The organism is Parageobacillus thermantarcticus (genome assembly GCF_900111865.1).
Taxonomy (GTDB): domain Bacteria; phylum Bacillota; class Bacilli; order Bacillales; family Anoxybacillaceae; genus Parageobacillus; species Parageobacillus thermantarcticus.
In genome coordinates this window covers 113451-139220 of the sequence record NZ_FOJS01000001.1, presented here as the reverse complement: position 1 = coordinate 139220, position 25770 = coordinate 113451, and the positions used below count along the sequence as shown (strand labels likewise).

Sequence of the window (25770 nt, the reverse complement as noted above, 5' to 3'; positions counted from 1 at the left end):
AAGGAGAGCATTGGCTTGACATCACCGATTCGTTTTGAGCTTATTAAAACATGCAAACAAACGGGTGCGCGGCTTGGGGTGCTCCATACGCCGCACGGTTCGTTTGAAACGCCGATGTTCATGCCGGTAGGGACGTTAGCGACTGTCAAAACGTTATCGCCGGAAGAATTAAAAGAGATGGGCGCAGGCGTTATTTTAAGCAATACGTACCATCTATGGCTGCGGCCGGGACATGAAATCATCAAAGAAGCCGGCGGCCTTCATTCGTTTATGAACTGGGACCGCGGCATTTTAACCGATTCCGGCGGTTTTCAAGTGTTTAGTTTAAGCGACTTTCGAAAAATCGAGGAAGAAGGAGTATATTTTCGAAATCATTTAAACGGAGATAAACTATTTTTATCTCCGGAAAAGGCGATCGAAATCCAAAACGCGCTCGGTTCTGACATTATCATGGCGTTTGATGAATGCCCGCCGTATCCGGCAACATATGAATATATGAAGCAGTCCGTTGAACGGACAAGCCGTTGGGCGGAGCGTTGTTTAAAAGCGCACAAACGCCCGGATGAGCAAGGTTTGTTCGGCATTGTCCAGGGCGGGGAATTTGAAGGTTTGCGCAGACAGAGCGCGCAAGACTTAGTGTCGTTAGATTTTCCGGGATATGCGATCGGCGGCCTATCTGTTGGCGAGCCGAAAGAAGTGATGAATCGCGTGCTTGAGTTTACGACACCGCTTTTGCCGGTGAATAAGCCGCGCTACTTGATGGGGGTCGGTTCACCGGATTCGCTTATCGACGGAGCGATTCGCGGCATCGATATGTTTGACTGCGTGCTTCCGACACGGATCGGGCGCAATGGAACGGTCATGACAAGCCAAGGGCGCGTCGTCATTAAAAACGCGCAATACGCGCGTGATTTTTCGCCGCTTGATCCTAACTGCGACTGTTATACGTGCCGCAATTATACGCGCGCGTACATTCGCCATCTCATCAAATGTGACGAAACGTTTGGAATTCGTTTAACTTCTTACCATAACGTTTACTTTTTGATAAAATTAATGGAGCAGGTCAGACAAGCGATTCGCGAAGATCGTCTTCGGGATTTTCGCGATGAATTTTTCGAACGCTACGGCTTTAATAAACCAAATGCGAAAAACTTTTAATTGGAAAGAGGGGATTTTATGTCAGCGGCGATTGTGAATTTGCTTCCTATTGTCTTGTTTTTTGTGATTTTTTATTTCTTGATACTTCGGCCGCAGCAGAAACGGCAGCGCGCGATTCAGCAAATGCAGGCCAATTTAAAGAAAGGGGATAAAATCATCACGATCGGCGGGCTGCATGGAATCATCGATTCGGTCGATGAAGATAAAGTCGTCATTCGTGCAGGCGACGGAACGAGGCTTACATATGACCGCTCGGCGGTGCGCGAAGTTGTATCCGAAAATAAGTAAATGAAAACGAAAACGGCTACCTTTTCTAATGGAGGTAGCCGTCATCGTTTAATTTCGTGTAGCCGTCACGTTTACCCCGACAATTCCGCCAAGCGCTGCCGCGACAAAAAAGCTAAGATGGTACAACCATTGTTCGATGGTGAACGCTTTTTCTAATCCTAAAAACTGAAATAGAAATATAATGAACGTAAATAGCAAACTGGTGATCCCGCCGATAAACCAACCTTTTTCTTTTCCTTTCCCACCGGCCACAAACCCCCCGATGAATACCGAAAGGAGCGATCCGGCAAAAATCACCCACGTCAGCGAAGATTCTTGTACGTTTGTCCATTTGAGAATGAGAGATAAAAAGAAACTAATGAGAGCCGCCAATAAGAAAATCGTGATGATTCCGTAAACAACGGCTGTTCCGAGTCTTGCCATCTCCCTCCCCCTTGTCGCTCGATAATCGTTTTACCAAAGTATATTCTTGTTTGGATTCGTTTAGAAGTTTATTTGCGTTTTTTTTTCGCAAAAAAGGCGCCGATTGCCGGGATTTGCGCAAGTTCTTCTCGCTTAATCAATTGAAAAATGATCAATAGAAGCAAATAAACGATCGTTGTCACCGTAATCGCCGCTAACGTCCGCATAAGCAGCGGGAACATCACGAAAGTATGGTGAAATGATACGTATCCAGCGGCCCCCGCTGCAATGATGGATAAACATGCTTTTACATATTCGCTTGCGTAAACGGAGTAAGACACTGCTTTTACGATCGTTGCAAAATGCAGCAAGGTGACCAACACGGTATTGATGGCAATTGCCAATGCCGCTCCCATAATTCCTAAGTTTGGCTGGGTTGCCAAAGCGAAAATGCAGGCAATTTTTACGGTTGCGCCAATGAGGCTGTTTGTCATCGCCGCTTTCGCTAAATCAAGGCCTTGCAATATCGCTTGCAGCGGACCTTGAAAGTAATAGAATAAGAAAAATGGCGCCATCACTTTGACAAAAATGGTCGCTTCGCTTGTGCCATACATCAGCTGCATGAGCGGTTCCGCAAACACGTATAAGACGACGACAGAAAGCCCGCCGGTGACAAGAGAAAGGCGCATTGCCTGCTGAATGCGGTGTTCCACTAGCAACGTTTGTTTTTGCGCCGCCGCTTCGCTAATTGCCGGAACAAGAGATGTGGATAATGAATACGTAATGAACGATGGCAGCATTAATAATGGAAGCGCATATCCAGTCAGCTGGCCGTATTGCTTTGTCGCCAGCGTTGTTGCGACTCCAGCGATAGACAAGCTGTTCGCAACGACAATCGGCTCCAAAAACCACGAAAGGGAACCAATTAACCGGCTTCCTGTCGTTGGCAAAGCGATGCGCATTAAACTTGTAAACGTGTGCTTTCCTGACCTGACATATTGAAAAAACTTTGCACGCACTTTCACTGATTTTTTCAACTTAAACATGTAAAGCAAGTATAATAGCGATGCGAATTCGCCGATCACCGACGAAATCATGGCGCCTGCGGCAGCATATTCGATGCCGTACGGCAACAGCGCCTTCGTGCAAATCGCTATGAAGCTGATGCGGACGATTTGTTCTAATAGCTGTGAATACGCATATGGCTTCATTTGTTGTTTTCCTTGGAAATATCCGCGCAGCACGGAGGAAATCGCAATGATTGGGACGACGGGAGCGATGGCGATCAGCGGATAGTAGGTGCGCGGGTCCGTAAATAACGTTTGTGACAAAAACGGAGCGAGCAAAATCATGGCAGGGAAGAAAATAATGCTAAGCATGCCAGTGATCGTTAAAGAAACGACAAGAATTTTTTTCACTTTTCGCCGGTCGCCGACCGCTTCGGCTTCTGCAACAAGTTTCGAAATGGCGACAGGCAGCCCCATTTGCGTAATCGTAATCGCCAACACGAGCGTCGGCATTGCCATCATGTACAATCCGACCCCTTCGCCGCCGATGACGCGGGCGACGACAATGCGGTTAACAAATCCAAGCACTCTTGTAATCAAACCGGCAATGATTAAAATCATCGTTCCTTGTAAAAATTTGGACATCGCCTCTCCCTACCTTCTCAAACGCGATAATCTTTTATACAATTAACTATATGCAGTCGATATAAACAAGCATGACAAGGATGATGACGGATTTTATCAAGGGGAGAAGGGAAAAGAATGGAAAAGGAAAAACAAAATGAATTGCGCGAACAACTGATGCCGGCGTTGCAATGCAAGTATGATGAATTTCGTTTGCTTGGCTATCACCAAGTGACGATGGAGCAAATATGGGATTGTTTAGTTCAAAAAAAGTGGAAGAATTTCAAAAAAGAAAAAAAACTATTTGAACTTGTTAACGATATTTTGTCGCTGCAAATCGGCGAATACATGTCGTTTGTGACGATGCAGTCATATAAAGAACAGCGCTCTTTGGGAGATGATGATTTAGAAACGGTGTTAAAAGAATTATTATAGTGATGTAGAAAATTGACAGTTTCCGTTCGCTGCTTCATAATGGGAATGAGTATGGAGAAAGGTCTGATTGCTTGCAATCATCGTTCATTGCTCTTAGCCTTATTTTTTTGATGAAAACAATGTTTGTCTGGTGGAATGTGAAAGGAAGAGCGGCAAGAAGAGTTGAAGGAGGATTTTTTTATTATGGTAAAACGCAGTCGCATTGTCGCGTTTTTCCTGTTGCTCTTGCTGTTGGCAGGGGTGATGGGACCGACGATTCAAGGAATTGTACATAATATTAAATTAGGCCTTGATTTGCAAGGCGGCTTTGAAGTGCTTTATGAAGTAAAACCGGCGAAAAAAGGAGACAAAATCGATGACGAAACGTTAAAAAGCACGGTGAGCGCGTTAAACCGACGGGTCAACGTGCTTGGTGTAAGCGAGCCGAACATTCAAATAGAAGGAAAAAATCGGATTCGCGTGCAGCTTGCTGGTGTAAAAGATCAAAATCAAGCGCGCAAAATTTTGGCGACACAAGCGAAATTAACGTTTCGTGACGTGAATGATCACGTGTTAATGGATGGAAGTGATCTTGTTCAAGGCGGAGCAAAGCTGACATTTGACGAAAACGGAAAGCCAAGTGTCGCGATTAAATTAAAAGATGCGGATAAATTTAAACAAGTGACAGAAAAAGTATATAAAATGGGGCCGCCAAACAATTTGCTGGTCATTTGGCTTGACTTTAAAGAAGGAGTAGATTCTTACAAAAAAGAAGCGGGAAAAGCAGATCCAAAATTTATTTCTGCGGCAGCGGTCAACCAAGTTTTTAACCAAACGGATGTCTCGATCGTGGGCAACTTCACCGTGAAGGAAGCGCAGCAATTGGCTGACTTGCTAAATGCCGGCGCGCTTCCGGTGGAATTAAAAGAGATTTACTCGACGTCGGTCGGGGCGCAGTTTGGCCAAAACGCCCTGCAAAAAACGGTTTTTGCCGGCATTGTCGGAGTTGCGGCGATTTTCCTCTTTATGATTTTGTTTTATCGTTTGCCAGGGGTTATCGCTGTCATTACATTAACCGTTTATATTTACCTTACTTTACTTATTTTTGATTGGATGAACGGCGTGTTGACATTGCCGGGAATCGCCGCCCTTATTTTAGGTGTCGGGATGGCGGTCGATGCCAACATTATTACGTATGAGCGGATTAAAGAAGAGATCAGGCTCGGCAAATCGATTATGTCGGCGTTCCGCTCTGGAAACAGAGGGTCGTTTGCGACAATTTTTGATGCGAACATTACGACGATTATTGCTGGTGTCGTTCTCTTTGTTTACGGGACAAGCTCGGTAAAAGGGTTCGCAACGACGCTGATCATCAGCATTTTGATGAGCTTTATCACCGCGGTGTACGGCACGCGCCTGCTGCTTGGCTTGCTTGTTTACAGCCGCGTTTTAAATAACAAACCGGGCTATTTCGGCGTGAAAAAATCGGAAATCTTAAATATCGCTGAAACAACGGACGACACGGAAGTGCCGACAAAATTTGACCGTTTGGATTTCGTAAAACATAGCAAAAAGTTTTTCATTTTTTCCGGTTTGCTGACAGTGGTTGGCATTATCGCTTTATTGACGATGAAGCTGAATCTCGGCATCGACTTTGCGAGCGGTACGCGCGTAGAAGTGATGAGCGACAAGCCAATCAATGTTCAGCAGCTAAACGACGAGTTTGAAAAGCTTGGCTTAAAACCGAAAGATATCGTGTTATCTGGTGATCGTAATAATGTCGGTGTCGCTCGTTTTATCGGCGTGTTAAGCAAAAAAGAAATCGCTGAGCTTAAAACGCATTTTAAACAGCAGTACGGCTCAGAGCCGAACGTCAGCACCGTATCTCCGGTGGTTGGAAAAGAATTGGCGCGCAACGCGTTTATCGCTGTGCTCATTTCGTCCATTGGGATTATTATTTATGTGACGCTTCGTTTTGAAATATATATGGCGCTTGCTGCGATCGTAGCGTTGCTTCACGATGCGTTTTTCATCATTACATTTTTCAGCCTGACTCGTTTGGAAGTCGACTTAACGTTCATTGCTGCGGTGTTAACGATTATCGGTTATTCGATTAACGATACGATCGTTACGTTTGACCGCGTCCGCGATTTAATGAAAAAACGCAAAGTGAAAACAGTGGATGATTTGAAACATATCGTCAACAGAGCGCTGCAACAAACGCTTACCCGTTCCATTAACACGGTGTTGACGGTAATCTTTACCGTTGTTGCTCTGTTGATTTTCGGCAGCGAAGCGATTTTCAACTTTAATATCGCCCTTTTAGTTGGCTTAGTCTGCGGAGTTTACTCTTCGTTATTCATCGCCGCGCAATTATGGGTTGTTTGGAAAGGAAACCAACTGAAAAAAGGAAAAGCGAAAAAACGCCCGAAAAAAGAACTAGAACCGCAAGTATAATGGTAGAAAGGGCTGCCAAGCGAAAATGCTCCATGGAAACATGGAGCATTTTTGTTTTTAAAAGCAAATAACTTCATTGCCCACCCTTTTTTTCATTTTGGTATAATAGGAAGAGTTGAGGTGGGATACATGTTAATCGCAAAAACACGTTGGGATGTGAAGCGCCCCGACGAAAATATCGTAAAATATTTAGTGGAACAATTGCGTATCGATCCGCTTATTGCAACGCTTCTTGTCCATCGCGGGGTCCGCACGGCAGAAGAGGCGAACGCGTTTTTATATCCGCTGAAACAGCCGTTTCATGATCCGTTTTTGCTTGATGGGATGAAGCGGGCGATCGAGCGGATTCGACAGGCGATACGGGATGGGGAGCAGATTTTAGTATATGGCGATTATGATGCGGACGGCGTAAGCAGCACGACGGTCATGGTCAGCGCCTTGAAGGAAGCTGGCGCCATTGTTGATTTTTACATTCCTAACCGCTTTACCGAAGGATATGGTCCGAATGAAAAAGCATTTCGTTGGGCAAAGGAGCAAGGGTTTTCTTTGATTGTTACGGTCGATAACGGCATTGCTGCGGTGAAGGAAGTAGCGCTTGCCAATGAGCTTGGGATGGATGTCATTATTACGGACCATCATGAACCGGGACCGGCGCTGCCGGAAGCGTATGAAATTATTCATCCGAAAAAGCCAGGAAGTACATACCCGTTTCGGGAATTAGCCGGGGTAGGAGTGGCGTTTAAAGTCGCACATGCGTTGCTTGGGGATGTGCCGCGCCATTTTTTGGATGTTGTCGCAATCGGAACGATCGCCGATCTCGTTTCTCTTACCGGTGAAAATCGAATATTGGCGGCGCAAGGGCTTGAACAGTTGCGAAATACAAAACGTATTGGATTGCGCGCATTGTGTAAACAATGTGGAATAGACGCAGAAAAAATTGACGAGCAGACGGTGGGATTTGTCATTGCGCCGCGGATGAACGCGGTTGGGCGATTGGGGGAAGCCGATCCTGCCGTAAGATTGCTAATGACGGAGGACGAAGAGGAAGCAAAAAAGCTTGCGAAAGAAATGGATGATTTGAACAGGGAGCGGCAGCAGCTTGTCGCGGAAATAGCGGAAGAAGCGGCGCAAATGGTACAGGAACAATTTCCGCCGTCTGAGAATAAAGTGCTTGTGGTGGCAAAAGAAGGCTGGAATCCCGGAGTCATCGGCATTGTCGCCTCTCGGTTAGTCGAACAGTTTTACCGCCCGACGATCGTGTTAAGCGTTGATGCGGAAAAAGGAATCGCGAAAGGTTCGGCGCGAAGCATTCATGGATTTGATATGTTTTCTAGCTTATCGACATGCCGCGATATTTTGCCGCATTTTGGCGGCCATCCGATGGCGGCGGGAATGACGTTGTCTATTGAAGACATTGACGAATTGCGCCAGCGTCTTAACGCGCTCGCCGATGATATGTTGACAGACGATGATTTTACTCCAATTACGTCGATTGACGCGGTTTGTTCCGTATCTGATTTAACGATAGAGATAGCTGAACAGCTTGAAAAATTTGCCCCGTTTGGCGTCGGTAATGCCAAACCTCTTTTTTTAATGGAAAATGTATCAGTCGAAACGATACGCCGCGTCGGCGCCGATCAATCGCATTTAAAGGTTGTGTTTGCGCAAAATGGCGCTACGATTGATAGCGTTGGCTTCGGCATCGGATATTTGCGCGATGAAATCGCTCCGGATGCGAAAGTGTCGGTGGTTGGCGAGTTAGTTGTTAATGAGTGGAATCATCTTCGCAAGCCGCAGTTGATGATTTACGATATGGCTGTGCATGAATGCCAGCTGTTTGATCTTCGCGGCATGCGCGATGTACGGTCGCTGATTGCGTCTCTTCCGCCAGATAAGCGGATGCTTATTATGTTTCGCGAAGATACGGCGGATGCGTTAGGGCTCGAAGCATATAAAGAAGAGATTTGTTATGCCGCTTCAGTGGAAGAAGCGTCGCAGCTTTGTTTAGACGGCCGCTACGTTGTGCTGTTGGATATGCCCCCGTCTTTGGAAATGATAAAAATGTTGTTACGTTCTAGTTTACCTGCGCGCATTTATGCGTTATTCTATCAAAGGGAGACTCATTTTTTCCGCACGTTGCCGACGCGTGAACATTTTAAATGGTTTTACGCGTTTTTGCGGAAACAGGGCGTGTTTAATTTAGCGAAGTACGGTGGCCAGTTGGCACGTGCGCGTGGCTGGACGGAAGAAACCGTCTTGTTTATGGCGAAAGTGTTTCTTGAACTGGAATTTATTACGCAACGGGATGGCGTCGTGTCGCTTGTTCCCCAGCCGGCTAAGCGAGATTTAAGCGAATCGCCGACTTATCGCTTGAAACAAGCTCAGTATGAGTTGGAAAGTCTTTTTTTGTATTCAACATATGAACAATTAAAGCGTTGTCTTTTTGAAATGAAAGGTTCGCAAACATATGAGGAGGCAAATGCATAATGGATTTGAAACAATATGTGACAATTGTTCCTGACTTCCCTAAACCGGGGATTATGTTTAAAGATATTACGACATTGATGGATAAAGGCGAAGTGTATAAATATGCAACAGATCAAATTGTGGAGTATGCGCGCGAAAAGAAAATCGATATTGTCGTCGGTCCGGAAGCGCGAGGCTTTATTATTGGCTGCCCTGTTGCGTATGCGCTTGGGGTAGGATTTGCCCCGGTGCGCAAGGAAGGAAAGCTTCCGCGCGAAGTCGTTCGTGTCGAATACGGGCTTGAATATGGGAAAGACGTATTGACGATGCATAAAGATGCGATTAAACCAGGACAACGGGTGTTGATTACAGACGATTTATTAGCGACAGGCGGAACGATTCGCGCGACGATTCAGCTTGTTGAGCAGCTTGGCGGCGTCGTCGCTGGCATTGCCTTTTTGATCGAGCTTACTGAGTTGGAAGGGCGCAAAAAATTAGAAGGTTACGATATTTTAACGCTTATGCAATTCTAACCATCGACATGATTCGATCATTTCGTTACAATTAAGAAATAAGAAGGGCACTCCAAAGAGTGCTCTTTCTTATTAACGGTTGTTTTACAGTTCAGCAGCGAGAGTTGCATAACTCTTTACATGAAAAAAATTTTTCATGATAATAGTAATCAATATATGATTTTATTATACGCAAAGGTGATTTGATCCTATGGCCAACGAACAGGTGTTAACAGCGGAACAAGTCTTTGAACAGGCAAGCCGCTATTTGTCGGAAAAGGACGTCGAATTTATTAAGAAGGCGTATGAATTTGCCAACCGCGCTCACCGCGATCAATATCGCAAATCTGGAGAGCCGTATATTATTCATCCGATTCAAGTCGCCGGCATTTTAGTTGATTTAAAAATGGATCCCGCCACGATCGCGGCCGGATTTTTGCACGATGTTGTCGAAGACACGGAAGCGATGAAAGAAGATTTGGAACGGGAATTCGGCAGCGAAGTGGCGATGCTCGTTGATGGCGTGACGAAACTGGGAAAAATTAAATATAAATCCCAAGAAGAACAGCAAGCGGAAAACCACCGGAAAATGTTTTTGGCAATGGCGCAAGATATCCGCGTCATTTTAATTAAATTAGCGGACCGCCTTCATAATATGCGGACGTTGAAACATTTGCCGATTGAAAAACAGCGGAGAATTGCCAATGAGACGTTGGAAATTTTTGCGCCATTGGCGCACCGCCTTGGAATTTCAAAAATTAAATGGGAATTGGAAGACACCGCGCTTCGCTACTTAAATCCGCAGCAATATTATCGCATTGTCAATTTGATGAAGAAGAAGCGCGCCGAACGGGAGCAATATTTGGAAGAAGTCATTCAAGAAGTGCGCGAACGGTTGAACGAAGTCTCTATCCCATGTGAAATTTATGGAAGACCGAAACATATTTACAGCATCTATCGCAAAATGGTCAAGCAAAACAAGCAATTTAATGAAATTTACGATTTGCTCGCCGTCCGCATCATTGTGAACAGCATTAAAGACTGCTACGCCGTATTAGGCATTATTCATACGTGTTGGAAGCCGATGCCGGGACGTTTCAAAGATTACATCGCGATGCCGAAGCCAAATATGTATCAATCGCTGCATACGACGGTCATCGGTCCGAAAGGCGAGCCGCTAGAAGTGCAAATTCGCACGTTTGAAATGCATCAAATCGCTGAATTTGGTATTGCCGCGCACTGGGCCTATAAAGAAGGAAAGACGATTAAACCGAATTCGTTCGAAGAAAAACTATCGTGGTTCCGGGAAATTTTGGAATGGCAAAACGACGCGAGCAACGCCGAAGAATTTATGGAATCGTTAAAGATGGACTTATTCTCCGATATGGTGTTTGTTTTTACGCCAAAAGGGGATGTCATCGAACTGCCAGCCGGCTCGGTGCCAATTGATTTTGCATACCGCATTCATTCGGAAATCGGCAATAAAACGATCGGCGCTAAAGTGAACGGCAAAATGGTTCCGCTTGATTACAAGTTGCAGACAGGCGACATTGTCGAGATTTTAACATCGAAACATTCATACGGGCCAAGCCAAGACTGGCTGAAACTTGCGCAAACATCGCACGCAAAAAATAAAATTCGCCAATTTTTCAAAAAACAACGTCGCGAAGAAAATATTGAAAAAGGAAAAGAGCTTGTTGAAAAAGAAGTTCGTAGCCTCGGGTTTGATGTGAAAGAAATTTTAACGGCGGAAAACGTCAAGCGCGTTGCGGAAAAATTCAATTTTTCGAATGAAGAAGACATGTACGCCGCTGTTGGTTATCACGGCATTACCGCCGCGCAAATTGCTCACCGTTTAACAGACAAATGGCGAAAGCAACGCGATTTGGAAGAACAGCAGAAGAAATTGACCGAAACGATATCGGAAGCAAAAATGCCAATCGCGAAAAAACGCGATTGCGGCATTCGCGTTCAAGGAATGGACAACTTGCTTATTCGTCTATCGCGCTGCTGTAATCCGGTTCCCGGCGACGAAATTATCGGCTTTATTACGAGAGGACGCGGAATCTCGGTTCATCGCGTTGATTGTCCGAACGTGCAGTCAGAGGAAGCGGCGGACCGCTTAATTTCGGTGGAATGGGAAAGCGACGCGAAATCCAACCGCGAATATAACGTGGAGATTGAAATTACCGGATTTGATCGGCGCGGGTTGCTAAACGAAGTGCTACAAGCAGTGAATGAAACAAAAACGGATATTTCCGCTGTTTCGGGAAAATCCGATCATCGCAATAAAATCGCGACCATTCATATGACGATTGCCATTCGCAATATTAGCCATTTGCAAAAGGTTGTCGACCGAATCAAGCAAATTTCCGATATTTACTCAGTACAACGAATTATGAACAATTAGAAAGGAAAAGTGAAATGAAAGTAGTAGTGCAACGAGCAAAACGCGCGAAAGTGACAGTGAATGGCGAAACTGTCGGCTCTATTGGCCATGGCCTCGTTCTTCTTGTCGGTGTCACTCATAGCGATACGATCGAAGACGCGGCGTTTGTTGCCGATAAGATCGCGCATTTGCGCATTTTCGAGGACGAATCTGGAAAAATGAATCTTTCCGTGCTGGACGTTGGCGGAGACATTTTATCCGTGTCGCAATTTACTTTGTATGGCGATTGCCGAAAAGGCCGGCGTCCGAACTTTATGGAAGCGGCGAAGCCAGATCATGCTTTGCCAATTTATGAAGCGTTGAACGAAGCGCTTCGGCAAAAAGGCATTCGTGTCGAAACAGGAAAGTTTGGCGCGATAATGGAAGTGGAACTAATTAATGACGGTCCGGTCACGTTGATTGTCGAAAGCAAGGAAAAAGCGGGGAACAAATAATGTTCGCCCGTTTTTTTATGTTTTAACGCTCATCCTTCTAAGATATGATAAAATTTCTTTTATTTCCATAAAATTAGATCGATGTGAAATCGTTTTTTGTTGTTTTTGACACGAATCCTTGAAGCTTTGCCTTCTTCTGAAACCGTCTAAATTTTTCTTTTATTTTTTGCCAAGGTGGGAAAAATAAAAGAAAAGATGTGGAAACAAGAAGGAAGGATGAGCAAAATGCGGCATAGCGCTAAAGGAGAATTTGCGCAGCGAAAAGTGTGCGAATTGTTTTCTATTGATTTTCATGAGTTTATAAAAAAAGAGGTGGAACATACCGCGTTTGAATTGGCGTCTGAATTTGGGATAACGTTAAGAGACGTACAAAAACTAAAAAAGCAAATCTCCCGTTCTTAAAACTTGACAAAATGAATATTTATTCGTAAGATAAGTTACAAAAATTATACATAATAACAACCAATGACGGAGAAAAGTAGTTAAGAATACACATGGCCAGAGAGGAAATGCCTTAGGCTGGAAGCATTTCTCCATGATGACTTAACGAAAGACACTCCGTAGGTTTCCCTTTGAACGTGCTGTTTGCGCCAGTAAAAGGGAACGCGAGACACGCGTTATCGGTAAAAAGCGGAAGCATTTCGCTTCAATTAGGGTGGCACCACGGGAATAACGCTCTCGTCCCTATTTTATATAGGGAAGAAGGGCGTTTTTATTTTGGATGTAAGGAGGTTTGTCATGGCTTTTCAAATTCCACGAGGAACGCAAGACATTTTGCCTGGTGAAGTGGAAAAATGGCAATATGTCGAAAAAATAGCGCGGGACATTTGCAGGCGTTACAATTATCGCGAAATTCGCACGCCGATTTTTGAACATACGGAATTGTTTTTACGCGGCGTCGGCGATACGACCGACATTGTGCAAAAAGAAATGTATACGTTTGAAGACAAAGCGGGAAGAAGCATGACGCTTCGTCCGGAAGGGACCGCTCCGGTGGTGCGTTCATTTGTTGAAAACAAAATGTATGGCGATCCGAATCAGCCAATTAAGTTATATTACATTGGCCCGATGTTCCGCTATGAACGGCCGCAGGCAGGGCGGTTTCGCCAATTTGTTCAGTTCGGCGTTGAAGCGCTTGGAAGCGATGATCCGGCGATTGACGCGGAAGTCATTGCGATGGCGATGGAGTTGTACCAATCATTAGGATTAAAAAAATTAAAGCTTGTTATTAACAGCTTAGGCGACATAGAAAGCAGAAAGGCGCATCGCCAAGCGTTGATTGATCATTTCCAAAACCGGATTCACGAGCTTTGCGAAGATTGCCAAGTGCGTCTCGAAAAAAATCCGCTTCGCATTTTAGACTGCAAAAAGGACCGTGACCATGAATTAATGGCGACAGCGCCATCGATTCTCGATTATTTAAACGAGGAATCGCGCCATTATTTTGAAAAAGTAAAAGCTTACTTGACGAAATTAGGAATCCCATTTGAAGTAGATTCTCGTCTCGTGCGCGGATTGGACTATTACAACCATACGACGTTTGAAATTATGAGCGATGCGGAAGGATTTGGCGCGATTACGACGTTATGCGGCGGCGGCCGCTATAACGGATTAGTGCAAGAAATAGGCGGGCCGGAAACGCCAGGGATTGGCTTTGCCCTAAGCATTGAACGGCTGTTGGCTGCTTTAGACGCGGAAGGAGTTGCGCTGCCGGTTAGCCGCGGCATTGACTGCTACATTGTCGCTGTTGGCGAAAAAGCAAAAGAGGAATCCGTGCCGCTTGTTCACAAACTGCGGAAAGCGGGAATTGTCGCTGATAAAGATTATCAAGACCGGAAAATCAAGGCGCAATTGAAAGCGGCGGATCGTTTAAGCGCGAAGTTTGTCGCGATTCTCGGCGATGATGAACTTGCGAAAGAAGTCATCAACGTAAAAGAGATGAGCACAGGCGAGCAGACGGAAGTGCCGCTGCATTCTATCGTTGATTATTTAAAAGAACGATTGTCGTAGGAGGGATTGCAGGCGTGTTTGGAAGGACTTATTATTGCGGGGAAATTACCGAGAAAGCGGTTGGCGAAAAAGTCGTTTTAAAAGGCTGGGTGCAAAAGCGCCGCGACCTTGGCGGACTGATTTTCATCGATCTTCGCGACCGGACGGGAATCGTGCAAGTCGTGTTCAGCCCGGAAGTGTCGAAAGAAGCGTTACATGTGGCGGAAAAAGTGCGGAATGAATACGTGCTGAGCGTGGAAGGAACCGTTGTTGCCCGCGAAGAGGGAACGATCAATCCAAATATTCCAACAGGAAAAATTGAAATTCAAGCAGAACGCGTAACGATCATTAACGAGGCGAAAACGCCGCCGTTTACCATCGCTGACCAAACAGACGTAGCTGAAGAAGTGCGCCTTAAATATCGTTATTTAGACTTGCGCCGCCCGGTGATGTTTCGCACTTTGCAATTGCGGCACCGCGTGACAAAAGCGATTCGCGACTTTTTGGACGGAGAAGGCTTTTTGGAAGTGGAAACACCAATTTTGACGAAAAGCACGCCAGAGGGAGCGCGCGACTATTTAGTGCCAAGCCGCGTTCATCCCGGCGAGTTTTACGCGCTTCCGCAGTCGCCGCAAATCTTTAAGCAATTGTTGATGGTGGCTGGATTTGAACGATATTATCAAATTGCCCGCTGTTTTCGCGATGAAGACTTGCGCGCAGACCGCCAGCCGGAGTTTACACAAATCGATATCGAAACATCGTTTATGAGTCAAGAAGAGATTATGCAGTTAACGGAACGGATGATGGCGTATGTGATGAAAGTGGCAAAAGGGATGGAAGTTTCCCTTCCGTTTCCGCGCATGTCTTATGATGAAGCGATGAGCCGTTACGGTTCGGACAAGCCGGATACCCGCTTTGGTTTAGAGCTTGTCGATGTATCGGAAATCGTGAAACATTCTTCCTTTAAAGTATTTGCGGGTGCCGTCGCAAACGGAGGACAAGTGAAGGCGATTAATGTCAAAGGGGCGGCAAGTACATATTCGCGCAAAGATATTGATGCTCTAGCCGAGTTTGTCGCGCGTTACGGTGCAAAAGGGCTAGCATGGCTGAAAGTGGAAGAAGACGGATTGAAAGGGCCGATCGCCAAATTTTTCACAGAAGAAGAGCAAAAAGGGCTTGTCGCAACGCTTGCGGCAGAAGCCGGCGATTTATTGCTGTTTGTCGCTGATCGGAAAGAAGTTGTCGCTGATGCGCTCGGCGCGTTGCGTTTAAAACTTGGAAAAGATTTGAATTTAATTGATGAAACGAAATTTAACTTTCTTTGGATTGTCGACTGGCCGCTATTAGAATATGACGAAGAAGATGGGCGTTATTACGCGGCGCATCATCCGTTTACCATGCCGGTTCGCGAAGATTTGCCGCAATTAGAGACAAATCCGGAAAAAGTAAGAGCGCAAGCGTATGACCTTGTGTTAAACGGTTATGAGCTCGGCGGCGGTTCGATGCGTATTTTCGAGCGGGAAGTGCAAGAAAAAATGTTCCGCGCCCTAGGATTTACGGAAGAGGAAGCGCGCAAACAATTTGGTTTCTTATTAGAAGCTTTTGAATACGGGACCCCGCCGCATGGCGGCATCGCGCTTGGATTGGACCGCCTTGTTATGCTGCTAGCGGGACGAACGAACTTGCGCGATACGATCGCATTTCCGAAAACAGCTAGCGCAAGCTGCTTGCTGACAGAGGCGCCAAGCCCGGTTAGCGAGCAACAGTTGGAAGAATTGCGTCTAGTCGTTCAGCGAGAAAAAACAGAGTGAGCGATATTTGCTATTCATTGCAAAGATGCAAAGTGTATGATACAATTTAGTAAAAAATTAGTCCTGATGTGTTCGTCGTATAACCTATTGTTTTGACCGAACAATAAGTTATGCGGGAGCCCGGAGTTTCCAAGCGGCGTACATGCCTTTAGCGTTCAAGGACGTGCAAACCTTGGAACAGGGCACCCACCTGCTTGGGAGCGGGTTCAAAACGAAGGCATCGACGGCACGATTGGGACTTACGCGTGTGATTGCTCTACGTATCATTTGCCAAATTTCCCTATGTAAAGGCGATGCTTTACATAGGGATTTTATTTTTGTTTTACATAAAAATTAGATTGAAATTTCGCTGTTCGTTATTGTAGGATAAAAAGCGATATGAAAACAAGAACATGCAACGGAGGGTATAGATGTTACACCAATTTTCGCGTAACGAGTTGGCAATTGGAAAAGAAGGCTTGGAAAAATTAAAAAATGCGACGGTTGCCGTTCTTGGCGTCGGAGGAGTCGGTTCCTTCGCTGTCGAAGCGTTGGCGCGTTCCGGTATCGGCCGCCTTGTTCTTGTGGATCGGGATAATGTTGATATTACAAATATTAACCGACAAATTCATGCACTTCTTTCCACAATCGGTCGTCCAAAGGTGGAATTAATGAAAGAACGCATTGCCGATATTAACCCGGAATGCGAAGTCATCGCATTGCAAATGTTTTATACAGAAGAAACGTATGAACAATTTTTCAGCTATGATCTTGATTTTGTGATCGATGCTTCCGATACGATCATCTATAAAGTCCATTTAATGAAAGAGTGTTTAAAGCGCAACATCCCGATTATTTCGAGCATGGGCGTTGCCAACAAAATGGATCCGACGCGCTTCCGCATCGCCGATATTTCCAAAACGCATACCGATCCGATTGCGAAGGTGATTCGCGCGAAATTGCGTAAAGAAGGGATTCGGAAAGGCATTCCTGTCGTCTTTTCCGATGAAAAGCCGATTATTATTCGCGAAGATGTCCGCAAGGTGGTCGGCAATGATCAATCACCGATCCGCAAGGCGCAAATGCCGCCATCTTCGAACGCGTTTGTTCCATCGGTAGCTGGGCTTATTATGGCTTCATACGTTGTGCGTGAACTATTGAAAGATATTAAAATTTATCGGGTCGGGGAAGAATAAAAAACGTCGCAGAAAACACTCTGCGACGTTTTTTATCAAGATTTGGCGATGTGTTCTAGATTTCCGTTTTTGTCCATTCGGAAAATATGGGCTGGCTGTACGCCATACTCTTCTTCTAAGATCAATTTGCGAGCGCGTTCCATAATTTTGACTAATGCTTCATAGTCTTCTTTAACAGTGGATTGTTGTTTTTCCAGACGCTCCAACTTTTTTTGCAGTTTTTCATTGTGCGACCGCAATTGCGCGTTTTCGTGTTTTAGCCGTTCGTTTTCCATTTTGATCATTTCCAAATGTTCCTCATCGGATTTTAACGTTTGCAAAAAAGCGATGCATTGTTCGAGTGTGATGGCAGGGACCGGAAGGAAGGCGGATGTTTCTTGTTGAAAAGCGGCGAGATTGGTTGAAAGCGGCTGCGCTTTATTTTCTGCTTGCTGCATTTTTTTCGCTCGCTCTAATGCCCGTTTTCGTTCTTTTCGCTGTTTTTTCGCTAAGTCAATCGCTTCCACGTATCGTTTGCGCACTTCGGCGTTCCAGCGAAATCCGCATGCTGCCGCTGTCCGGTTTAGGCGATCGCCGACTTCTTCGAACGCAGCAAGCTGCGTGCCCCCTTCGCGAATATAGCGCAACACTGTCTCCGCCAATAAGATATCTTCTTCATGAGTCCAAGCGTCTTGTCGAGTTTTCATTTCGCTACACCCCGCAATAAATTTAGATAAATTATATTCTTTCCTCATACTGCAATTAAACTTTATATTATTTTATCCAAGTTGAAAGTTTGCTAATCATTTTTTAATGGATCTGCTCATGACAACTCCGGGATTTGCTGTTTGCTTACAATGTTCATTCCTGCCATCATCAAAATAACCATTATCGAAAAAGGCACCAGATTTTTCTCTGGTGCCTTTCCGCATGAATTATTCTTCTATTTCTCGGAATTTCTTTCTTCTAAATTTGCTTAATGATTCATATACGATTGGAACAATTAACAGTGTCAGCAATGTGGAGCTTGTTAATCCACCCATAACGGTCACAGCCATTCCTTTCGAAATTAATCCGCTGCCTTCCATTCCTACCGCTAGCGGTATTAATGCTCCAACTGTTGCGAGTGCAGTCATTAAGATTGGACGTAGACGAGTTGCTCCGGCTTCAAGCAAAGCTTCTCTTGTGCTTAGTCCTTCTTTTTCTTTATGAATCACACGGTCGATCAATACGATCGCATTGGTTACGACAATGCCGATTAACATAAGAGCACCGATCATCGCTGAAACACTAATGGTCTCATCCGTTATGAAGAGAGCCAATAATGCCCCAATAATGGTAAATGGTAATGAGAATAGGATGACGAACGGTGTAAGTGCGCCGCCAAATGTGACAACAAGGACAAAATAGACGATCGCAACCGCTGCTATCATCGCCAATCCTAATTGAGTAAATGTTTCGGTAATGTCTTCGGTTACGCCGCCTGTTGATATTTCAACATTTTTAGGCAGCTTAATCTTATCCACTTCTTTTTGTAAGCTTGCCGCCACTTTGGATACGTCTTTTGTTTTTACTTGAGCGCTAACCTCTGCATAAATTTTTCCATCCCGACGGGTAATCGTATCAGACGTTTTCCCTTTCTTCACTTCCACTAACTCTTTAATTGGCACTTCAAATCCGAGTGGAGATGGAATCTTTTGATTTGTTAAATCATTGATACTTTTATGGCTTTGTTCTTCCATTTTAAAATATACATTCAATTCTTTTCCGTCTTTTTCAATCGTTGTTATAACTGGATTCTGTCTTGTTGGCATTAGTGCTGAGCCAATTTGCGCTGCTGTTAAGCCAAGTTTGCTTAATTTGTCATGATCAACCACTAACGTAAATTCATCATAGGTTTCTGAAATACTGGAGTCGATTTTCGTTAAATCTTTTTCCTTTTTCATAAGATCTTGGATTTTATTAACGATTGGCTCCAGTTCTTCTCTGCTTTCCCCATACACATAGTATACTAGTTGATTGCTGCCTGCATTACCGGAGAAATCTTGTTGTTGCCACTCTCCCTGTTTTACTTTTCTTTGAAGGTCTTTAATCACTTGTTCTTTTTCTTTATCAAAATCTGGAGTGTCATCATCATAAGCAACGAACATCATTGCACTGTTGGTATCCCCAGGATTCATCGGGTTTTCGCTGCCAACAGAAAGCTGTACTGTTTTCACATTCTTTTTGTTTAAGAAATATTTTTCTGCCTCAAACGTATATTCTTTTACTTGCTCTAGCGTTTCTCCTGGAGCCGGTTTATAGGTAATGACCATCATTTTTTCTTCATCAGCAGGTAAAAAGCTGACACCGATCACAGGGACGAGAAATACACTTGCAACAAGAAGGAATACAGCAATGAGGCTTGTTACAATTTTATGATTTAATGACCAATTTAAGATTTTCTTATATTGCCCTGCAAGTTTTCCGTGTTTTTCTTTTTTATGCTCATTTTGTCCTTTTAATTCTTTTTGGAATAAAGTGTGCCCCATTAAAGGAACAATCGTAATGGCAACAAGTAATGAAGCGAGTAAAGCAAAAACAATGGTTAATGCAAAAGGTAAAAATAATTCTCCGACCATCCCTTTGACTAACCCAAGAGGAAGGAACACGACGATCGTGACAATGGTGGATGACATGATCGGAATAAACATTTCCTTTGTTGCTTCTCGGATCAACTGTTTTCCTTTTAATTTTTCCTCTTTTAAATGCAGTCTTCGATAAATATTTTCAATCACAACAATCGAATCGTCTATGACGCGTCCAATCGCAACCGTCATTGCGCCAAGCGTCATCATATTCAATGTAATATCCAATTGCTTTAATACGAACAAAGCAATTAAGACAGATAGTGGGATGGAAATCACGGCAATGAGAGTTGAACGAATGTTTCTTAAGAATAAAAGGATAATGAGCGCTGCAAATAAAGCACCAAATAACGCTTTATCGACCATTGTTTTGATCGATTCTTCGATTGGTGTTGCCATATCAAAACTTGTTATGATTTCTAATCCTTCCATTTTATCTGCAAATTTATCTAATTCTTTTTTTATTTCATTGACGACAGTTACTGTGTTCGCATCTGCTGCTTTAACAATTTGAAGGCCGATCGCTTCCTTTCCATTCGTCCTTGAGATCGATTCCGCTTCTTCAACGACTTGAATATCAGCAATCTCACCTAATTTTACTGTAGGAAGGCCTTGCGCTTGCTGGCTTAAGCCATTTGCTTGGTTATTTCGCGCGATCGTTTGGTTGCCAGCGTTATTGTTTAGTGTGATTGCTGAATGGTTGTTGTCGGGCGCCGATTGGCCTTCTTGAAGATCCGTGCCTCCAGCATTTGCATTCATTCCATTATTTGGACTGCTGGCTTGTGGAATGATCGGGATTTCTAAATTCTTCAATTCTTCCAATGTTGTAATATTGCCATCTACTACAACGGATTGTTCTTTATCGTTAAACGTGTACAAACCGAGAGGAAAGGATACATCGGAACCTTTGATTACATTTTGCACTGTTTCTTTATTTAAACCAAGCTGTGCCAATTTTTTGTTATCAAAAGCGATTTGAACTTCTTCGATTTGCTGGCCAGAAATTTGCACCGAAGAAACGCCGTTAATTCTTTCCAATGATGGGACAATCTCATCTTCCACAATTTTTGTAAGATCGGCTAGCGACGCCTTTTTATCTGAAATGCTTAACGCCATTACCGGAATGGAATTAAAGCTTATTTTCGAAATCTTTGGTTTGTCCACACCTTCAGGAAACTGTATCGACGTTAATGCTTCTTCTAATTCTTTTTTCGCTTCATCTATATCTTTTTCATAATCATATGTAATTTGTACAGATGAGGCATTTTGAAAAGAAGTGGAAGTAACAATGTCTACCCCATTTAAATTTTTTACAGCTTTTTCAATCGGTATCGTCACTTTATTTGCTACTTCTTCTGGGGTTGCTCCCGGATAGGTCGTAACGACACTAATCACTGGCGTGTTAATATTCGGTATGGTTTCAAGTTTCATCGTCATTCCTGAATATAAGCCTGCTGCCATAACAATGATGGCAAGCAGCCAAACAGCAAATTTGTTGTTTAAGGAAAAATGAATAATTCGGTCTAGCATTTTTTCAACCTCCCGTAGTTTTCCATTTTCGCATGATTAATTCGTTACAATAATTTTAGCAATATATGAACGAGCAAGCCATTAATGAATTGATTCATAAGATGTATGTGGAAACCAAACAATTTTATAAAATATCTTTAATGGACATTTACGGAAAGCAAATTGAACGATTTATCGGTGGTTTAATCATTATTTTGCATGCGTATATGCAGAACGTTATTTCAGAAAAAAGATTCTTGCTTGGTTTATGTTCCCATCCTTTTCAGCAATGATGGCTTTCGTAACCGGATCGCATAACCCTCGTATCCACAGGCTTCCTGAAATCGGGAAGTCTTTTTTTGCCCTTAAAATCTATATCTCTCGAATGATTCCATTTTCTCGCTGCTATCCTATAAAATTAGCGGCATCTGCATTTGAATTTATCTGTTTGAAATGAATTCGAATCAGATCAATCGAAGGGTTAAAATAAAGCTATTGCCATTATTCATTTTGCATTTCTGTTTCATACCGATATGAAGGATGGCTCGTTTTATTGAATTCCCTTACTCTTTACGTTATAGTTCGTATAGTTGTTTCATTTTTTTCAAAAAAAAAATCCATTATAATTAACAAAGGAGAAGACAATTGAATATGAGCGCATGATGTCCACGCAAAAGAAGGTATATTACATCGATGCAAAACAGTGCGGAATGATGAAAAAACCCACTGGAAACTGAAAGATGAACCGCTGTCTCTATATTTTCATGAAGCGGTTGAACCTAGATGAAATGGGTAGGAGATGAATTAACAAGGATTTATGCTGTCAGACGAAATGAGGGATGCCTATGCTGTTTGCTTCAGAACCGCTTTCTGTTCGGATGAGACCGAGAAACATCGACGAGATTGTCGGGCAACAACATATTATCGGCCCGCATACCGCGTTATACAAAATGATTAAAAACGGCCACGTTCCTTCGCTTCTTTTATATGGCGAACCGGGAGTGGGGAAAACGTCGCTGGCGCATGCGATTGCTGGAACCGTGCAGCGCGATTTTTTTGCGATTAATGCTACGGCTTCGGGAAAAAAAGAGATGGAAGAAGTAGTGGAAACAGCGAAACTGACAGGCAATGTTATTTTGTTTATTGATGAAATTCATCGTTTTAATAAGGCGCAGCAAGATTATTTGCTTCCCCACATCGAGCAAGGGCTGATTACGCTCATCGGCGCAACGACGGAGAATCCGTTTCATGAAGTAAATCCGGCCATCCGCAGCCGCTGCGGGCAAATTAAGCAATTGAAGCGGCTTGAGCCTGCCGATATTCTTGTGCTTTTACATCGGGCTTTACAGGATCGCGACAGGGGATTAGGAGCGCTTGCGATTGACATGGAAGAGCGGCTGCTTTCCATGGTTGCGGAAGCGTCAGGCGGAGATGCCCGTTTAGCATTAAATTTGTTGGAAACAATCGTATATGCCTCACAAAAGGAAGACGGTCAAATTCGTGTTGATGAGCAAACGGTAAGAGAATGTGTAGAAAATCGCGGGTTTACCCATGATAAGAAAGGGGATACGTACTATTCGCTTTTATCCGCGTTTCAAAAAAGCGTTCGCGGCAGCGATGTGGACGCGGCGCTGCATTATTTAGCGCGTTTGTTAGAAGGCGGGGATTTGGCCGCTGTTTGCCGACGGCTGCTTGTGATTGCGTACGAAGATATCGGACTCGCCAATCCGATGATGGGTGTGAAAGTGCAGGCGGCGATTGCCGCGGTGGAGCGATTAGGGCTGCCAGAAGCGAGAATTCCGCTTGCTGTTGTTACGATCGAGCTATGTTTAAGCGCAAAATCGAATTCTGCCTATAAGGCGCTTGATGCGGCAATTCATGATGTGCGCAACGGAAAAATCGGAGATATTCCTGATCATTTAAAAGATGCTCATTATAAAGGGGCAAGCGTGCTAGGCCATGGAAAAGGGTATCAATATCCACACGATTATCCGAACGGCTGGGTTTTTCAGCAATATTTGCCAAATGAGTTGTTGGGTGTAAAATATTATTCACCGAAGGAAAACGGAGACGAACGATATTACGCGAAAGTATATGAACGATTAGAACAGTTAAAACAACGAAGTAGTTTTCGCAAATGAAGGAAATGAAATTTTATGATATAATGACAATCGATTTATTTGTATAATTGAGGTGAGAGTATGACCCATTCTTATCGCGAACATGCGCAAGGTCTTCAATGGGGAATTTTTTTTGTCGGATTATTGATTATGTCGTTTGGCATCGTATTAACGATTAAAGCGGATCTCGGATGCGCACCGTGGGATGTGCTGCATATCGGATTATATCGGAAATTCGGCTTGACAATTGGAACGTGGTCGATGATTGTTGGCGTTGCCGTTTTAACGGCTTCCGCTTTGCTTTTAAAACAATTTCCGAGAATTGGCGCTTTTCTCAATATGATTTTTGTCGGTATTTTTATTGATTTGTATATGATGATTCCGTATTTGCGAACTCCCCATACGTTGATCGGCAAGTTGGTTATGCTGCTTGTCGGGATTGTGATTACGGGCTATGGAATGGGAATATATATTTCGGCTAATATCGGAGCAGGCCCGCGCGACAGTTTAATGCTTGCATTGACGGAGCTGACAGGTTGGAAAGTGCAATATATCCGGATCGCGATGGAAGGACTTGTTCTTTTTTTCGGCTGGGTTTTAGGAGGACCGGTATCGATTGGGACGTTAATATTTTGCGTGATGATTGGATCGGTAACGGGCATTGCTTTGCCGCAATGTCGGCGCGCAACAGTGCGGATGTTAATGAGGCAAATTCATGTAAGAACACACGGTTTGAGTCGTTAGGGGGAATAAGATGAAGATTTCGACAAAAGGCAGATATGGATTAACGATTATGATTGAACTGGCAAAAAAGTATGGAGATCGCCCGATTTCGTTGCGTTCGATTGCAAAAGCGAACAATTTGTCCGAACATTATTTGGAGCAGCTTGTCACGCCGCTGAGAAATGCTGGGCTTGTCAAAAGCATCCGCGGAGCATATGGCGGATACGTGCTTGCAGACCATCCGGCAAAAATTACGGCAGGGGATGTCATTCGTGTTTTAGAAGGACCGATTAGCCCTGTGGAAGAGTTGGATGAGGAAGAACCGGCAAAACGGGAATTATGGATTCGCGTTCGCGATGCTGTCGAGGAAGTGTTGGACAGCACGACGTTGGAAGATTTGGCGAAATATAGTGAAGGCGATGATGGAGCATACATGTTTTATATTTAACCGCGAAAGGAGAATGATCATTGAACCGAATTTATTTAGATCATGCCGCTACCTCGCCTGTTCATCCTGATGTGGTAAAATGCATGATTCCGCTGATGAGCGAAGTGTTTGGAAATCCATCGAGCATTCATTTTTTCGGAAGACAAAGCCGGCAGGCGGTCGATGAAGCAAGAGCCGTTGTGGCAGCAAGTCTTGGCGCGAAAGAATCGGAAATCATTTTCACCAGTGGCGGAACGGAGGCAGATAACATCGCGCTGATCGGAACGGCGATGGCTAATCGCCATCGCGGACGCCATATTATTACATCGATGATTGAGCATCATGCTGTCTTGCGTGCATGCCAATATTTAGAAAAACAAGGATTTGAAGTAACTTATCTTCCGGTTGATGAACAAGGGAACGTTTCGCCAGCAGATGTCAAGGCAGCGCTTCGCGATGATACGATTCTCGTTTCCATTATGTTTGCCAACAATGAGGTCGGCGTATTGCAGCCTATTCGCGAGATCGGCGAACTGTTAAAAGATCACCAAGCTTATTTTCACACAGACGCGGTACAAGCATATGGGCTTGTTCCGATTCGTGTGAACGACTATCATATTGACTTATTGTCTGTTTCCGCCCATAAAATCAATGGACCAAAAGGGATCGGCGCTTTATATGCCCGTGAGACAGTAAAACTTTCCCCGCTTTTTTATGGTGGAGAACAAGAGCGAAAACGTCGCGCCGGAACGGAAAATGTAGCAGGTATCGTTGGATTTGCCAAAGCGGTGGAAATTGCGCAAGAGACGATGTCCGACAAGCAACAAGAGTACCGCTTGCTGAGAGAGACGATGCTGTCTATTTTTGCGGAGTCAGGCATTTCTTACGCTGTCAACGGAAGCGAAGACCGTTGCTTGCCGCATATCGTTAATGTCGCGTTTCCGGGAACGAACGTTGAATCGATGCTTGTCAATCTTGATTTGGCGGGAATAGCAGCTTCAAGCGGTTCCGCGTGCACCGCTGGTTCGATTGATCCGTCGCACGTGCTTGTGGCGATGTTTGGCAAGAAATCGGAGCGCATTCGTTCTTCCGTTCGCTTTAGTTTCGGCTTAGGCAACACGAAGGAACAAATTGCCAAGGCGGCAACGGAAACAGTAAAAATTGTGAAAAGATTAACAACGAAGTAGATGGGAGGGAAT

General features: G+C 44.2%; 20 protein-coding genes, 1 other RNA gene and 1 other annotated feature. Of the genes, 17 read left to right on the top strand and 4 right to left on the bottom strand.

What is annotated here, in order from left to right:
- Positions 1 to 15 precede the first annotated feature (15 nt).
- Positions 16 to 1158, top strand: a complete 1143-nt coding sequence (gene tgt, locus BM278_RS00755; protein ID WP_090947507.1) for a tRNA guanosine(34) transglycosylase Tgt — start codon at positions 16 to 18, stop codon at positions 1156 to 1158.
- A gap of 18 nt (positions 1159 to 1176) precedes the next feature.
- Positions 1177 to 1446 carry a preprotein translocase subunit YajC gene (yajC, locus tag BM278_RS00750; protein ID WP_090947506.1) on the top strand — a complete coding sequence of 90 codons (270 nt, stop codon included), beginning with the start codon at positions 1177 to 1179 and terminating at the stop codon, positions 1444 to 1446.
- Positions 1447 to 1494: 48 nt separating this feature from the next.
- Here the strand turns inward: yajC and BM278_RS00745 are convergent, their stop codons facing one another.
- Complete coding sequence (locus tag BM278_RS00745) at positions 1495 to 1869, bottom strand: TIGR04086 family membrane protein (protein ID WP_090947505.1); 375 nt, start codon at positions 1867 to 1869, stop codon at positions 1495 to 1497.
- 68 nt (positions 1870 to 1937) lie between these two features.
- A complete protein-coding gene (gene spoVB / locus BM278_RS00740; RefSeq protein WP_090947504.1) occupies positions 1938 to 3500 on the bottom strand; it encodes a stage V sporulation protein B in 1563 nt (520 codons plus the stop codon).
- A 117-nt stretch (positions 3501 to 3617) separates the two neighbouring features.
- Here spoVB and BM278_RS00735 point away from each other — a divergent pair, with 117 nt between their 5' ends.
- The 11 genes from BM278_RS00735 (at position 3618) to BM278_RS00685 (ending at position 17186) form a co-directional block, all read left to right on the top strand.
- On the top strand, positions 3618 to 3914 hold the full coding sequence (locus tag BM278_RS00735; protein ID WP_090947503.1) for a post-transcriptional regulator: 297 nt from the start codon (positions 3618 to 3620) through the stop codon (positions 3912 to 3914).
- A 183-nt stretch (positions 3915 to 4097) separates the two neighbouring features.
- Positions 4098 to 6350 (top strand): protein translocase subunit SecDF, encoded by a 2253-nt coding sequence (gene secDF, locus BM278_RS00730; protein WP_090947502.1) that lies wholly within the window; start codon positions 4098 to 4100, stop codon positions 6348 to 6350.
- A 129-nt stretch (positions 6351 to 6479) separates the two neighbouring features.
- Positions 6480 to 8837: a single-stranded-DNA-specific exonuclease RecJ gene (gene recJ, locus BM278_RS00725; protein ID WP_090947501.1), complete on the top strand. Its 2358-nt coding sequence runs from the start codon at positions 6480 to 6482 to the stop codon at positions 8835 to 8837.
- Positions 8837 to 9349: an adenine phosphoribosyltransferase gene (locus BM278_RS00720; protein ID WP_090947500.1), complete on the top strand. Its 513-nt coding sequence runs from the start codon at positions 8837 to 8839 to the stop codon at positions 9347 to 9349. The genes recJ and BM278_RS00720 overlap by 1 nt, the downstream gene beginning before the upstream one ends.
- A 190-nt stretch (positions 9350 to 9539) precedes the next feature.
- Positions 9540 to 11738: a RelA/SpoT family protein gene (locus tag BM278_RS00715; RefSeq protein ID WP_090947499.1), complete on the top strand. Its 2199-nt coding sequence runs from the start codon at positions 9540 to 9542 to the stop codon at positions 11736 to 11738.
- A gap of 14 nt (positions 11739 to 11752) precedes the next feature.
- A complete protein-coding gene (gene dtd, locus BM278_RS00710) occupies positions 11753 to 12211 on the top strand; it encodes a D-aminoacyl-tRNA deacylase (RefSeq protein ID WP_090947498.1) in 459 nt (152 codons plus the stop codon).
- 225 nt (positions 12212 to 12436) lie between these two features.
- Positions 12437 to 12613: a hypothetical protein gene (locus tag BM278_RS18585; protein ID WP_167359560.1), complete on the top strand. Its 177-nt coding sequence runs from the start codon at positions 12437 to 12439 to the stop codon at positions 12611 to 12613.
- A gap of 54 nt (positions 12614 to 12667) precedes the next feature.
- Positions 12668 to 12900, top strand: a binding site (T-box leader).
- A 49-nt stretch (positions 12901 to 12949) separates the two neighbouring features.
- On the top strand, positions 12950 to 14221 hold the full coding sequence (gene hisS, locus BM278_RS00700; protein ID WP_090947496.1) for a histidine--tRNA ligase: 1272 nt from the start codon (positions 12950 to 12952) through the stop codon (positions 14219 to 14221).
- Between the two features lie 14 nt (positions 14222 to 14235).
- Positions 14236 to 16011: an aspartate--tRNA ligase gene (aspS, locus tag BM278_RS00695; protein ID WP_090947495.1), complete on the top strand. Its 1776-nt coding sequence runs from the start codon at positions 14236 to 14238 to the stop codon at positions 16009 to 16011.
- Between the two features lie 57 nt (positions 16012 to 16068).
- Positions 16069 to 16254, top strand: a non-coding RNA gene (gene ssrS / locus BM278_RS00690) — 6S RNA.
- A 167-nt stretch (positions 16255 to 16421) separates the two neighbouring features.
- The gene (locus tag BM278_RS00685; RefSeq protein ID WP_090947494.1) at positions 16422 to 17186 is read left to right on the top strand and encodes a tRNA threonylcarbamoyladenosine dehydratase; all 765 of its coding nucleotides are present in this window, start codon (positions 16422 to 16424) and stop codon (positions 17184 to 17186) included.
- A 35-nt stretch (positions 17187 to 17221) separates the two neighbouring features.
- On the opposite strand, the gene BM278_RS00680 is transcribed toward BM278_RS00685, so the two are convergent.
- Positions 17222 to 17872, bottom strand: coding sequence for an RsfA family transcriptional regulator (locus tag BM278_RS00680; protein WP_167359559.1), 651 nt, complete (start codon positions 17870 to 17872; stop codon positions 17222 to 17224).
- 228 nt (positions 17873 to 18100) lie between these two features.
- Positions 18101 to 21322 carry an efflux RND transporter permease subunit gene (locus BM278_RS00675; RefSeq protein WP_090947492.1) on the bottom strand — a complete coding sequence of 1074 codons (3222 nt, stop codon included), beginning with the start codon at positions 21320 to 21322 and terminating at the stop codon, positions 18101 to 18103.
- An 824-nt stretch (positions 21323 to 22146) separates the two neighbouring features.
- Between BM278_RS00675 and BM278_RS00665 the strand changes: the two genes are divergently transcribed.
- From BM278_RS00665 to BM278_RS00650, 4 genes are read left to right on the top strand one after another with little or no spacing between them, the layout of a single operon-like run.
- A complete protein-coding gene (locus BM278_RS00665; protein ID WP_090947490.1) occupies positions 22147 to 23442 on the top strand; it encodes a replication-associated recombination protein A in 1296 nt (431 codons plus the stop codon).
- Between the two features lie 60 nt (positions 23443 to 23502).
- A complete protein-coding gene (locus BM278_RS00660) occupies positions 23503 to 24165 on the top strand; it encodes a YczE/YyaS/YitT family protein (RefSeq protein ID WP_090947489.1) in 663 nt (220 codons plus the stop codon).
- 10 nt (positions 24166 to 24175) lie between these two features.
- On the top strand, positions 24176 to 24592 hold the full coding sequence (gene cymR, locus BM278_RS00655; protein WP_090947488.1) for a cysteine metabolism transcriptional regulator CymR: 417 nt from the start codon (positions 24176 to 24178) through the stop codon (positions 24590 to 24592).
- Positions 24593 to 24612: 20 nt separating this feature from the next.
- Entirely contained in the window at positions 24613 to 25758 is a 1146-nt protein-coding gene (locus BM278_RS00650; RefSeq protein ID WP_090947487.1) for a cysteine desulfurase family protein, read from the top strand.
- Positions 25759 to 25770: the final 12 nt, after the last annotated feature.